We start from the raw sequence: 13,014 nt of genomic DNA, 5'->3' as shown, positions 1-13,014 counted from the left end.
ATTATGGCCGCATCAATCCGCCCGTAATATCCGGCGGCGGCACCGCGACGAGGTGGAGGGTGTGGCTCTCACCGATGGTGAACTGGGCCACGCGGGCCTCGGCGGCCTGGTCCTGGGCGGTCAGCCGGACCTGGTGCTGGATCATGTGCTCGGCCCACGAGCGGACGACGAAGGCCTCGACATATTGGTCCTCCGCACCGACGTCGCGGAACAGTCGCCACTCCATGGCGCCGGTGCGCTGTCGCGATCGGCCGACCCGCGCCATGGCTTCGGCGAAATCGGCGGCCATCTCCTCGGGGACGCGGTAGGTCTCCAGGACCAGCACGGGTCCGTCCTTGGGTGCGGGTTCGAACACCAGGACCGGTTCGGGCCAGTGCGCCGACGGTGTCGTATCGACCGAGGACACCCGAACCGGCCACCACAGCGTGGTCACCGCGCACAATCCGAGCAGTGCGGTGGCCGCGATCAGGGCGGTTTCGGTGCCGAACCAGCCCGCGACCAGGCCCCAGACGAGCGAGCCGATGGCTTGCCCGCCCATGAACACCAGCTGGTACACCGAGAGCCCGCGCGCCCGCACCCATCCGGGCAGCAGCAGCTGCATGGTCGCGTTCATGGTGGACATGCCGATAATCCAGCCGAATCCGCCGATCACCAGCAGCGCCAGCACAGCGGCTTCGTGGGGAACGACGGCCGCGCCCGCCGTCGCCACACCGAAGGTCACTGCGGCGACGGCCAGCAGCCGAGTGGGTGACAGCAGCCGCCGCAACCGCGCCAACTGCGTAGCCCCGAGCACCGCGCCCAACCCCAACGCCCCGAGCAGCAGACCGTATCCCGACGACGACAGCCCGAGCCGGGCGTGTGCGACCACCGGCAGCAGCGCCCACAACGCACTACCCGGAGCGACGAAGAGCAAGCAGCGCAACAACACTCGTCGCACGGCGGGTGCGGCGGCAATGAATCGCAGTCCGGCCTGGAGCGCGGCGATCGGCCGTTCGGTCGGCAGATCCCGGTCGTCGTCGGGTCGCCGCCACCGGATGAGCACGACCAGAATTCCGGCGAACGACACGGCGTTCAAAGCGAACACCAGCGTCGGCCCGGACAGCGCCACCAGCACACCCGCCAAGGCCGGACCCACCGCACGCCCGACATTCATCCCCATACTGCCCAGCGCGGCCGCCGCCGGAATCTGATTGCGCGGCACCAGATCCGGTTGAATCGCCTGCCACGCCGGACCGGTCAGCGCCTGCCCGCAGCCGAGCAGGAACAGCAATGTCAGCAGTATCGATGGCGTGGTGTGCCCGGTGGCGGTGAGCACGGCCAGCAGTGCCGCGAGCACCGCCATGACCGATTGCGCGGCAATGAGCAGTCGCCGCCGGTTCACCAGATCGGCCAGCACACCGGAGGGGATCGCCAACAGCATGACCGGCAACGTGGTGGCGGTCTGCACCAGCGGCACCAGCGTCTCGGCATTGGGCTGATCGACCAGAACCCACTGCGCACCCACCGTCTGCATCCAGGTGCCCAGGTTGGAGACCAGCTGCGCGATCCACAGCGCCCGGAACACCGTCGATGCCAGCGGCGCCCACGGCGACTCGCGGTCGTCCGATCGCCCGACACTCACCGGAGGCAGCATATTTCCAGCTAACTCTGCGTCGGTGGTGCCACGCGGGCAGCATAGGCGGCCAGCATGTCCTCGACCAGGGTGAGTACGGCGACATCGAGATCGGGGCGCTGATACACCCCGCGCACCACGGCCTCACCGGAGAACATGTGCAGCAGCATGAAGAACAGGGGCTCGCGCACCTCCGCCGGGAAGTCGTTCAACAGTCCGGTCTCGTTCAGCGTCGCGACGATTTCGCGGTAGTAGGTGTCGGCGATCGGGGCGATCCGCTCGCGCAGTTCGGTATCGGAGCGGGCTGCCAGATAGATCTCGCGCAGGGCGTGAATGAGGTTCGAGGACTGCGCCTCACGCAGGAAGCGCAGGGCCACATCGAGTGCGTTCTGCTGCGCGTCGAGGTGTTCCATGACCGCCCGGAAACCGTTCAGCTGTTGCGCGAAGGCCTCTTCGGCGGTGCGCACGACCAGGTCGAGGCGGGTATCGAACTGCCGGAACATGGCCCCGGCCGATAGCTCGGCGCGGCCGCAGATCTCCTGCACGGTGGTGCGCTGGTACCCCACCTCGCCGATGGCGGCAATGGTGGCGTCGACCAGTTTGGCCACCGTGGCGGCACGGCGTTCCTGCTGAGTGCGGCGCGGACGGGGAGCTTCGGTCACGGTGGTTCATCCTGCCTGGTCGCCCGGGTGTGACCAACGATCACCCGGACGTGACCGTTGACACAGTCCGCGTCCGAGCCATACAGTCAGCCCGACATAGAAAACAAACGCTCTCTATCTTAGTGGGCGGCGCGCGTCCTGGGGCGCGGGGTGTGGAGGATTCGATATGGCAGCGCGGACCCGGGCGGCAATCGCCCAGACCTGTCTGGCGGTGGTGGCGGGATTGACCGTGGCCATCTGTCCGGCAATGGCGAATACGGCTGCGGCGGAACCGGTTCCGGTCGCACCGCCGCTACCCTTCCCCACCCCGCCCGCACCGCCGTATCTGGATCCCGGCTTCTACAACCCGGATCCGGCGCGGGTGACGGCGGCGCGGCCGGGCGAAATCTTGGCGGCCCGGCAGGTGAATCTCGCCAATTTCTGGCTGATCCCCCTGAATGTGAAGGCATGGCAGCTGTCCTACCGCAGTACCAATACCCGCGGCGAGGCGATTGCGGCGGTGGCCACCGTCATCGTGCCGCATCGTCCCGCGCCGACCGAAGAGCGTGCACTGCTGTCATTCCAGATGGCCGAGGATTCGCTGTCGATCAATTGCGCGCCCTCGTACACACTCCAGATGGGGTCGCTACCGAACCCCCTGAACCCGGTCATCGGTGCGGAATTCATCGAGGTGCAGGCCATGCTGCAACTCGGCCACGCCGTGGTGGTGCCCGATCACCAGGGCCCGAATGCCGCCTACGCGGTCGGTCCACTGGGTGGCCGCATCACCCTCGACGGCATTCGCGCCGCCGAGAATTTCGAACCCGCCGGGCTGCCCGGCACCGAGACCCGGGTCGGGCTGTGGGGCTACTCCGGTGGCGCGATTCCGACCGCGCACGCCGCCGAACTCCAGCCCGAGTACGCCCCCGAGCTGAATATGGTGGGCAGTGCGGCCGGTGGTCTCATGGCCGATATCCGCATGGCCATCGACTACAACAACAGCACCTCCAGCTTCGCCGGCGCTGTCCTCGGCGGCCTGTTCGGCGTGGCCCGTGAGTACCCGGAGCTGAATCAGTTCATCGACCGGTATATGAACCCGCTCGGCAAGGCGGTGCGCGTGGTGCACGAGGGCCAGTGCGTGGCACTGCAATTCGCGGCGTTCCCGTTCGCGAATATCAAGGGGCTGTTCGACTATCCCGGTGGTGATCCCATGCTCGCCCCGGAACTCCAGCCGCTACTCGACGAACTGACCCTCGGCCATCGCGGCACACCCCCGATGCCGCTGTTCATCTATGAGTCCCCGTTCGACGAGGCGATGCCGATCAATGCGGTCAACCGGCTCTACGACACCTACTGCCAGGCCCCGAACGCCCAGGTCTTCTATACCCGCGATCTGCTCAGCGAGCACGGAATCGCCGCCGTCTCGGGTACCGCCAGCGCGGTCATGTGGCTCGACGACCGGCTCAAAGGCGTCCCCGCACCGGCCGGTTGCTCCAATCGGGATGTGCTCAGCATGATTCTCGACCCCGGCGCGCTCGACACCTTCGCCAACACAATTGGACAAACGCTTGCCTCGGCACTGGGCATGCCGGTCTGACCTCACTACGATCGGTTACATGCCAGCTACTCGAGTGTGGGGCGGGTTTGTACTCGCTCTGACCGCGGCGGTCGTCGCCGGATGTTCCTCCTCCGGCGACGACACCGCCCCGACGCCCACGCCGATGGGCCGCGCCTTCGTCTCCACCGAGGTCGAGGGTCGGCCGATTCCCGGTGGTGGGCCGATGAATCTCTCCTTCGCCGAGGATCGGGTCTCCGCGAACTCCGGCTGCAATACCGCCACCGGCCCGGTGAATCTGGAGGGCCACGTCCTGACCGTCGACCAGCTCGCTGCCACCCTGATGGGGTGTCCGGACGAGCGGGGCGCGGCCGACGAATGGCAGGACGGACTCCTACGATCGAGACCGAGTTGGACGCTGGACGGCGATACGCTGACCCTCAGCGGTAATGACAGCACCGTGACACTGCTCGATCGCAAGGTCGCCCATCCCGATAAGCCCCTGGTAGGGACCAATTGGATCGTGACCGCCGTAATCACCAATGACGCCGAGGTGCGCTCGCAGACCCTCGAAGAGGTGCGGCCGACCCTGCTCATCGGCTCCGACGGCGCGGTCTCCGGCACCGCCGGATGCAATCGCATCATGGGCAGCGCCGAGGTCATCGGCACCGATGCCACCTTCCAGATCGGCACCACCAAGATGATGTGCGATCCGCAGGTCATGGAGGTGGAACAGCAGGTGCTGACCACCCTGAGCGGCAAGACCACGGGCACAATCGATTCCGATACGCTCACACTGCGCAATACCGAGAACGGCACCGGACTCAAACTGCGCGCCGAATAGCGGGTCCCGCCGTTACGACGAGCGAAAACCGTTGTCGCCCGCCGGGATCGGGCCGGTAGCCTCCGGCGGTATGAGCGAACACCTCCTCAATGTGGTCGATGTCGAGGCCACCTGCTGGGAGGGGCCGAATCCGCCCGGCCAACCCAGCGAGATCATCGAAATAGGCTTGTGCGTCCTCGACCTGCGGAGTCTGGAGCGGGTGGACAAGCACAACATTCTGGTGCGCCCGGATCGCTCCACGGTGAGCGAATTCTGCACGCGATTGACCACACTCACCCCGGAGCAGGTGGCGGGCGGTATCGGTTTCGCCGAGGCCTGCGCGCTGCTGCGCGAACGGTTCCACGCCGATGCGCGTCCGTGGGCCAGTTGGGGCGATTACGACCGTAAACAGTTCGAGCGGCAGTGCGCGGCCACCGCGGTCCGCTATCCGTTCGGATCTCGGCACACCAATGCCAAACGCGCCTTCTCGGCCGCCCGGGGCACGCAACGTCGCTACGGGATGGCCGAGGCGTTGCGGCTGACCGGAATTCCCTTGGTGGGCACCCATCATCGGGGCGTCGATGATGCCTGGAACATCGCCGCCCTCATTGCCGATATGAAGAAACAGGACAACTGGTCCGCGTGACTCGCGGACGCGGACCGAGATTTGCCTCCCAGCGCCGCCCGCACCACTAATCTGAAGCCTCGCGGAACTGGACAAACGCGGCAATCCGGAATGGAGAGGTGGGGAGGGTCATCGGCGAGCGGGAAGTCGAGTTGGATCAATGGTTTCGCGCGGAGGTAGCCGCGGCGACGCCGGGACCGGACCGAGCCCGGGACGAACCACTGACCGATACGTGCACCGGAGATCAGGCCCTGGAGCTCTTCGACGCTCAGGCCGCCAGCCGCCACCTCGATCTGGTGGCGCGGCAACTGTCCCGAGACGGCAACGGCTACTACAGCATCGGATCCTCCGGACACGAGGGCAATGTGGTGGTGTCGGCGGCCACGCGGGTCAGTGATCCGGCGCTACTGCACTATCGGTCGGGGGCGTTCTTCGTGCACCGGGCCGGGCGGGTGGCCGGCTGCGACCCCGTCCGCGATGTGCTGCTCGGGGTGGTGGCGGCCGCGGCGGATCCGATTTCCGGTGGGCGGCACAAGGTTTTCGGCAGTAAGGCAGCCGGGGTGATCCCCCAGACCTCGACCATTGCCTCGCAATTGCCGCGCGCCGTCGGACTGGCCTTCGCGCTGGAACGGGCCGCGCAGGTGGGGGTGACGTGCGAGTGGCCCGCGGATGCGGTGGTGCTGTGCAGTTTCGGGGATGCCTCGGCCAACCACTCCACCGCGACGGGTGCCATCAATACGGCGATCCATACCGCGCATCAGGGCATAGCCATGCCGATTCTGTTCGTCTGCGAGGACAATGGGATCGGAATCAGCGTGCCGACGCCACGGCAGTGGATCGAGCACGCGTACGGATCTCGGCCCGGGCTGCGGTATTTCGATGCCGATGGGGCCGACCTGACCCAGGCATTGGCGACGGCCACCGCGGCCGCGGACTGGGTGCGCGAGCACCGGCGGCCCGCGTTCCTGCGGCTGCGCACGGTGCGGCTGCTGGGGCACGCGGGTTCGGATGTGGAGGCGGCGTACCGGCGGTCGGGTGAGTTGGCGGCCGAGTTGCGCCGCGATCCGGTGGCGGCGACCGGACGGCTCCTGGTGACCTCGGGGGTGGCGACCGCGGACGAGGTGCTGCGGCGGTACGACGAGATGGGCGCGCGCGTCGCGGAGACGGCCGAAAAAGTCCGGCAGGAACCGAAATTGGCGACCGCGGCGAAGATCATGGAGCCCCTCGCACCGTCACGGCCGTCCGTGGTGCGCACCGATGCGCTGCGCTCGGTCGCACCCGGTATGGGCGGCTCGACCCTGGTCTCCAGCACACACGGTTCGGTTCCGGTGCCGCAGCCCGGCGGTTCGACCCCGATGTTCGGCACGCACGGCTCGGTTCCGGTGCCCCGGGTGGACGGATCGGCGCCGACGCCGGACGCGAGTGGTTCCGGCTCGGGCGGATCACCGTCGCGGACCGTGGGTTCGGCTACCGCCCGCCCAGCGGCGAATCCGAGTGAATCGACCGAGCCGATGACGCTGGCGCAGGCCGTCAACCGCACGCTCGCGAGTCTGCTGGCCCGTGATCCGGACGTCCTGGTCTTCGGCGAGGATGTGGGCCGCAAGGGCGGCGTCTACGGCGTCACCAAGGGGTTGCAGCATACCTACGGTGCGCGAAGGGTTTTCGATACCCTCCTCGATGAGCAGAGTGTGCTCGGCACCGCGCTGGGCGCGGCGCTGGCGGGTTTCGTGCCCATTCCGGAGATCCAGTATCTCGCCTATGTGCACAATGCCGCCGATCAGCTGCGCGGTGAAGCCGCGACGCTGTCCTTCTTCTCGGCGGGCCGCTACCGCAATCCCCTGGTGGTTCGGATCGCCGGTCTCGCCTATCAGAAGGGTTTCGGTGGTCACTTCCACAATGACAATTCCATTGCGGCGCTTCGGGATATCCCGGGTGTGGTGATCGCCGCCCCGGCCCGCGCCGACGATGCGGCCGCCATGCTCCGCACCTGCGTCTCGGCCGCCCGGGTGGACGGTCGGGTCTGCGTATTCCTCGAACCCATTGCGCTGTACCACACTCGCGACCTCTATCGCCCAGGTGACGGTGCGTGGCTGGCACCCATCGCGGGGGTGCGGCATGCCGAAATCGGCCGCGCCCGGGCGCACGGCACCGGGACGCATCTCACCATCGTCACCTTCGCCAATGGGGTGCCGATGAGCCTGCGCGTCGCACGACGCCTGTCCGAGCGCGGTATTCATGCCCGCGTGGTCGACCTGCGCTGGCTCAACCCGCTCCCCGTCGAGGATCTCCTCGATCACGCCCGGGCCAGCGGCCGAGTCCTCGTCGCGGACGAAACCCGCCGCAGCGGAGGCATTTCCGAGGCCGTGTGCACCGCGCTGCTGGATGCCGGGTTCGACGGGCCACTCGCGCGGGTCACCAGCGCGGACAGTTTCATTCCATTGGGTCCGGCCGCGAATCTGGTGCTGCTCGATGAGGCGCGTATCGAAGAGGCCGCCGACAAACTACTCGCCGCGCCCTGAGCGGTGACCGCCCGCCTGGCCCGTGCGGGTGACGGGGGGAAGAGTGACCGGCGAGGGTAGCTGATGAGGGCACCTACCTCACCGGTCACTCGACGTCGCTTCCCGGCGACGCCCCTTACGCCGCTGAGGGGACGGCGCAAGCTCTCACGTACTGAGTACGTACGTAGATAGTAATAGCGGAGATTTCCTCGTCGCGCAACCACAGCTACCCCTCAGGATCGGCACGTACAATCGGCCGCGATCCACGAAAGGAGTGGCGTGCGGCGATCATCCACCGGTTCGACTCGGCCCCGCATCGACGCCGAACCGACGGCCCAGCAACCCTTCGCACGATGAGCGCCGCGATCTGCCTGCTGGCATACGGCTTCGCCATGGCCGTACTGGCTCCGCCCCTGCTGCGCCGACTCACCGAATCGGAGGCGGCACCGCGATTCGCGCTCGCCGCCTGGCTCAGCGCGATCGGGTCGACGGCGCTGTCCTGGCTGGCCGCGTTGGTGGCGCTGATCGTCGATATCGCGCATCATCGACTCGTTTCCATGCAGCGGCCGGTCATGGATACCTGTATGACAGAGCTGCACGATGCGGCGGTCGGGCGGTATGGCGGGGCGGAGCAGGCCGGTCTACTCATCCTGGCCGGATTATCCGGTGTCGCAGGCCTTTTCGTGATCGCACGACTGGGCCGCGCGCTCTGGTATGCCCGCCGGACGACCTTCACCCACGCTCGCATGGCCCGAATCGCCGGGCGGCACAACGGCGCACTCGACGCGGTGGTGTTGGATGTGGACGAACCGGCCGCGTATTGCGTTGCGGGCAAACAACATACGGTGGTCGTCACCCGAGGTGTGCTCACCGCGCTCGATGACCACCATCTCGACGCGGTCCTGGCACACGAACGCGCCCACCTCAGCGGCCGCCACCATCTGTTATTGGCACTGAGCCGCGGCCTCGCCACGGTCCTACCCCACGTCAACCTGTTCACCACCGGTGCGAACGAGATCGCACGTCTGCTGGAAATGATCGCCGACGATGCCGCGGCCCGCGTACACGGCCGCAGAACCGTGCTACACGCACTGCTCACCCTCTCCGATATCAGCGATGGTCCGACAGAAGCCCTGGGCGCCACTGGAATCGGACTGACCAGCCGGGTCAGGCGCCTCGCCGACCCAACGAATACCAGTACCCGACGCCGCTCTCGCCTCACCCTCGGGGCGGCGACCGTCACCGCGGCACTGACCTCGGTGGCGGCCCTGGCGCTCGCCGTAGTCGGCCTGGCCCTCTGCCTGCCGATCTCCGGCTGAGCGCGCGGGGTGACCGGACTCACGGTTGCGCGAATCGGATATCGTCGCGTATCGTCGCAGATGTCTCATTCTTATGGTTGCAGGTTCTTCTCCCATAAGAAGTCAGATTTCTTCTCCACCCTCGACGCCCCACCACTCACGGCAGCGGGCATCCTCGCCGAATTTCCGGCACACCCTGTGGCGTTTCGCCACACCCCATAACTTTTCAAGGAAACACCATGAACGACAATACTTCTCCCAGACCACCCGTGGCCGAACGAACCGTATCCGGGATTCTCGACATCGTCGACAATCACGCTTTCGTGCGCATCGACGGATATCTACCCGATCCCGGCGACATCCATGTGTCGACCCGGCAGGTGCGCGAAAATCATCTGCGCCGTGGCGATTTCGTCACCGGCACCGCTGATTCGCGCAACGGCAACGCTCGACACGATCAGCTCACCCGTGTCGTATCCGTCAATGGCCAGGACCCGAAGCGGATCGGTAACCGCCCGAACTTCGCGGACCTGGTTCCCATCTACCCGAATCAGCGGCTGCGGCTCGAGACCGAACCGCACGAGCTGACCACCCGGGTCACCGACCTGATCATGCCGATCGGCAAAGGTCAGCGCGCACTGATCGTCGCACCGCCCAAGGCTGGCAAAACCTCTGTGCTGCAAGCCATGGCCCACGGTATCGCCAAGAACCACCCCGAGTGCGAACTCATGCTCGTACTCGTCGGTGAGCGTCCCGAAGAGGTCACCGACCTCGCCCGGTCGGTCCCCGCCGATGTCGCCGCGGCCACCTTCGACCGTTCGCCCCGTGAACACGTCGCACTGGCGGAGCTGGCTATCGAACGTGCCAAGCGCCTCGCCGAAACCGGCCGTGACGTCGTGGTCCTGCTCGATTCCCTGACCCGCCTGGCCCGCGCCTACAATCTGGCCGCACCCTCCTCGGGCCGGGTGCTGTCCGGCGGCGTCGACGCCGCATCCCTCACCCTTCCCAAGCGATTCCTCGGTGCCGCACGCAATTTCGAGAACGGCGGCTCCCTCACCATTATCGCTACCACCCTCGTCGAAACCGGCTCCACCGCCGATACGGTGATCTTCGAGGAGTACAAGGGCACCGGCAACGCCGAGCTCAAACTCGACCGCGCCACCGCCAACCGTCGTGTCTTCCCGGCCATCGACGTACTCCAGTCCAGCACCCGAAAAGATGAACTCCTGCTCACCCCCGAGGAGCTCACCGCCACCGATCTGCTCCGGCGCACCCTCGCCGCGGTGGAGCGTAATCCCATCGACCTTCTCCTCGAGGGCCTGCGCCAGTCCCCCACCAACGCGGAGTTCCTCGCTCAGCTCAGCAAGCCTCGCCGCTGACGGCGCTGATCGGCCTCCCACACGGGGCCGCTATGGCCTGATCGCCCAACTCCCCGGCAATTCGCGCCCGCCGCCGAATCGCCACCGGAGTGGGTGATCAGGCCATTTCCCGTTGCGGGGACGGTCAGGTGCGTGATCGTGTCCGGCCGGGCGGCCGGGCTTGTGCCGGAGCCTCGGAGGTGCGCCGGACCTGTGTGCGATGGCGGCCCACCGAGGCGGCGTTGTCCAGACGGTAGAGGGCGCACGCGGAGACCGCGCCGATGACCATGAGGCCCACCCATACTGCCCAGTCCACCCCGGCGGCGCGGGCTGCGCCCACTACCGCGCCGGTGGCCAGGTTGCCCAGCAGGATGCCGATACCGACGACGGTGTTGTAGAAGCCGTAGTGGGTGGCCACCAGCCGGTCTCCGGAGAGGGAGACGACGGTATCCATTTCGAAGGGAAAGACGGCCGCGGTGCCCACGGCGAGCAGACCGGCGGCAATGAGGAGGGCGGTCGCGGCGGCGGCCGGGCCGAAACGGTCGGGGGCCGGAATCACAGCCAGGGGCAGGAAGGCCAGGGCCAGGACGGCCACGCCTATCGCGAGGCTGCGCCCGGTACCCCAGCGGGCGCGGAACCACGCTGTGATGCGGAGTTGCCCCACCACGGCGACTACGCCGGAAATGACGAAGATCGCCGAGGTCAGGGCCTGGGCTCGGTTGCCCGCCACCAATTCCGCGTGCAGCGGCAGGGCCAGATAGACCTGGAAGGACAGCACGTAGGAGCCGATCATGGCCAGCGCGAAGGCCAGGAAGCGGCGGTTCGTGACGACGACCCGCCAATCCTCGAGAACCGATGTTCGTTTCGCGGGGACGGGGGCGCGGCGGGCGGGCAGGGCGAAGAGTTGCGCCACCGTCAGGATGGCGAAGACTATCGCCGAGGCGGCCGCCACGAGGCGAAAGTCGAACGCCAGCAAGGTGAGTCCGACCAGGGGTCCGGCCAGAATGCCCGCCTGGTAGAAGATGTTGAAGACCGCGAATGCCTCGACGCGGCGGTCACCGGCATCGGCCGCCAGATAGGCGCGAACCGCCGGGTTGAACAGCGCACCGGCGAATCCGGTTGCCGCCGAGGCGATCAGCAGGGCCGGTAGCGACGTCGCGAAAACCAGGAGCGCGAACCCCACTGTGCGCAGCAGACATCCGGCCACTATGAGTGGCTTGTAGCCGAGCCGGTCGGCGAGGGTGCCGCCGACCAGGAACATGCCCTGCTGGGAGAAATTGCGGATACCCAGGACCAGGCCGACCGCCCAGGCCGCCAGCCCGACCGGACCCGCGAGGTATCCGGCCAGGTACGGCATGAGCATGTAGAAGCCCAGGTTGATGCCGAATTGGTTGATCATCAACAGCCGGGCGGGGGTATCGAAGGTGCGGAAGGTTGTCAGGGCGGTCACGACATCAGCTCCCGGGGGTCGACGACGGTGGTGCAGCGGGTCCAGGAGCGCACCGTTCGCTGGGTGGGGTGCAGGAGCGTATCGGGGTCGATAGGTGGGGTGTCGAGCAAACCGTGTGTCTCGCAATAGGTGTCGTTGTAGATGGTGTCGAAGTAGCGGTGTGGGCCGTCGGGGAAGACGGCGGCGATACGGGCACGGGACGGGTGGGTACGGGCCGCCCAACCGGCGACCAGGGCGACCGCGCCGACGCTCCAGCCGCCGCTGGCGTGGTGGGTGGCGGCCAGGGTGCGGCAGGCCCAGACGGCTTCGGCCGGTGCTACCCAGTGGATTTCGTCGAAGGCGGCGTAGTCCACATTGCGCGGGTGGATGCTGGAGCCGAGGCCGCGCATGAGCCGAGGACCGGCCGGTTGGCCGAAGATGGTGGACGCCACGGTATCCACGCCGATGAGTCTCAGGTCGGGATTGAAGCGGCGCAGCACTCGCGCCACCCCGGAGGAATGTCCACCGGTGCCGACCGCGCACACCAGAATGTCGACGCGCCCGAGTTGGTCGATGAGTTCGAGCGCCAGCGACTCATACCCGTCCATATTGTCGGGATTGCTGTACTGGTCGGGACACCAGGCGTCGGGTTCGAGGTCGAGCAGCTCGGCCACCCGATCGCGGCGCGCCTGCTGCCAGCCGCCGATCGGATGCGGTCGCGTCACGGTTTCGACGCTCGCCCCGTAGGCGGCGAGCATATTCGCCACAATCGGCTCCAGCCCCGGATCGGTCACCACGGTCACCGGATGCCGGTACACCATTCCCGCCAGCGCCAACCCCAGACCCAAAGTGCCACTGGTGGATTCGATAATGCGCGCACCGGGTGCGAGATCTCCGCGCTCCTCGGCGCGGCGCACCATATGCAACGCGGGACGATCCTTCATCCCGCCGGGATTACAACCCTCCAACTTCGCCCAGAACCCCGACCCGGCGGGCGCGAGTGGCGCACCGACCCACAGCACCGGCGTATTGCCCACCAGGGCACGCGGCTGCCGGGCCGTACCGGGCGCGGAGGCCACCGCCGCGAAGGGATCGAGCACAACCTTGTCCATGACTGTCGCTTTCTGTATCACTACCGCCCGAGGGCGGCGAGACGTGCGCGGGCAGCGGACACC

The 13,014-nt window shown here is 67.3% G+C and carries 10 protein-coding genes; 6 read left to right on the top strand and 4 right to left on the bottom strand.

Annotation, left to right across the window (positions count from 1 at the left end; all coding sequences use genetic code 11):
- Position 1: 1 nt before the first annotated feature.
- The gene (locus tag NU1_RS31425; protein ID WP_067527102.1) at positions 2-1,633 is read right to left on the bottom strand and encodes an MFS transporter; all 1,632 of its coding nucleotides are present in this window, start codon (positions 1,631-1,633) and stop codon (positions 2-4) included.
- Positions 1,634-1,641: 8 nt separating this feature from the next.
- Positions 1,642-2,274, bottom strand: a complete 633-nt coding sequence (locus NU1_RS31420; RefSeq protein ID WP_067527101.1) for a TetR/AcrR family transcriptional regulator — start codon at positions 2,272-2,274, stop codon at positions 1,642-1,644.
- Between the two features lie 166 nt (positions 2,275-2,440).
- Here NU1_RS31420 and NU1_RS31415 point away from each other — a divergent pair, with 166 nt between their 5' ends.
- The 6 genes from NU1_RS31415 to NU1_RS31385 all read left to right on the top strand — a co-directional run bounded on the left by NU1_RS31415 (position 2,441) and on the right by NU1_RS31385 (position 10,431).
- Positions 2,441-3,850 (top strand): lipase family protein, encoded by a 1,410-nt coding sequence (locus NU1_RS31415; protein WP_067527100.1) that lies wholly within the window; start codon positions 2,441-2,443, stop codon positions 3,848-3,850.
- A gap of 19 nt (positions 3,851-3,869) precedes the next feature.
- Positions 3,870-4,652: an META domain-containing protein gene (locus NU1_RS31410; RefSeq protein WP_084521982.1), complete on the top strand. Its 783-nt coding sequence runs from the start codon at positions 3,870-3,872 to the stop codon at positions 4,650-4,652.
- 70 nt (positions 4,653-4,722) lie between these two features.
- On the top strand, positions 4,723-5,277 hold the full coding sequence (locus tag NU1_RS31405) for a 3'-5' exonuclease (RefSeq protein ID WP_067527099.1): 555 nt from the start codon (positions 4,723-4,725) through the stop codon (positions 5,275-5,277).
- Between the two features lie 98 nt (positions 5,278-5,375).
- Entirely contained in the window at positions 5,376-7,775 is a 2,400-nt protein-coding gene (locus NU1_RS43545; protein WP_371859859.1) for a thiamine pyrophosphate-dependent enzyme, read from the top strand.
- Positions 7,776-8,107: 332 nt separating this feature from the next.
- The gene (locus NU1_RS31390; protein ID WP_067527098.1) at positions 8,108-9,073 is read left to right on the top strand and encodes a M56 family metallopeptidase; all 966 of its coding nucleotides are present in this window, start codon (positions 8,108-8,110) and stop codon (positions 9,071-9,073) included.
- A 218-nt stretch (positions 9,074-9,291) separates the two neighbouring features.
- Complete coding sequence (locus NU1_RS31385) at positions 9,292-10,431, top strand: transcription termination factor Rho, short form (RefSeq protein ID WP_067527097.1); 1,140 nt, start codon at positions 9,292-9,294, stop codon at positions 10,429-10,431.
- 124 nt (positions 10,432-10,555) lie between these two features.
- Here the strand turns inward: NU1_RS31385 and NU1_RS31380 are convergent, their stop codons facing one another.
- Together NU1_RS31380 and NU1_RS31375 are read right to left on the bottom strand one after the other, a co-directional pair.
- The gene (locus NU1_RS31380; protein ID WP_084521992.1) at positions 10,556-11,809 is read right to left on the bottom strand and encodes an MFS transporter; all 1,254 of its coding nucleotides are present in this window, start codon (positions 11,807-11,809) and stop codon (positions 10,556-10,558) included.
- A gap of 47 nt (positions 11,810-11,856) precedes the next feature.
- Positions 11,857-12,951 (bottom strand): PLP-dependent cysteine synthase family protein, encoded by a 1,095-nt coding sequence (locus tag NU1_RS31375; RefSeq protein WP_084521981.1) that lies wholly within the window; start codon positions 12,949-12,951, stop codon positions 11,857-11,859.
- Positions 12,952-13,014 lie beyond the last annotated feature (63 nt).

Origin of the sequence: Nocardia uniformis NBRC 13702 (assembly GCF_001613345.1) — a bacterium.
Taxonomy (GTDB): domain Bacteria; phylum Actinomycetota; class Actinomycetes; order Mycobacteriales; family Mycobacteriaceae; genus Nocardia; species Nocardia uniformis.
Note: the sequence above shows the minus strand (reverse complement) of the source record. Positions and strands in the feature narration are given on the sequence as shown.